Source organism: Wolbachia endosymbiont of Pentidionis agamae (assembly GCF_036711655.1).
Classification (GTDB): Bacteria; Pseudomonadota; Alphaproteobacteria; order Rickettsiales; family Anaplasmataceae; genus JAZHPY01.
Genome location: NZ_JAZHPY010000173.1, coordinates 1 through 414 on the forward strand (window position 1 = coordinate 1; position 414 = coordinate 414).

General features: G+C 33.1%; 1 pseudogene. It reads right to left on the reverse strand.

The window, feature by feature from the left end:
- Positions 1 to 414 (reverse strand): annotated as a pseudogene (locus V6U76_RS05500) (UbiD family decarboxylase); the annotation flags it as partial.

Sequence of the window (414 nt, forward strand, 5' to 3'; positions counted from 1 at the left end):
TTAATTTTCTTTCCCCATTCTCTTTTTGTTTCAGGTGGAATTTTATTTGTTGCATCAAACCCAATCTTGCTTCCAAGAGCACTTTCAGGAGAAGCAAAATCTAAATAATCAATTGGGGAATTTTCTATCATGATAGTATCACGTGCAGGATCCATTCTGGTTGATATTGCCCACATAACTTCTTTCCAATCGCGTATATTTATATCACTATCCACAACTATGATAAATTTTGTGTATAAAAATTGCTTTAGAAAAGATACCACACCCATAACAATTCTTTTTGCATGTCCTGGATAGGATTTTTTTATTGATACAATTGCTATTCTATAAGAGCAACCCTCTGGAGGAAGATAAAAATCTACTATTTCCGGAAACTGATTGATAAGAATCGGCACAAAAATTTCATTTAGTGCT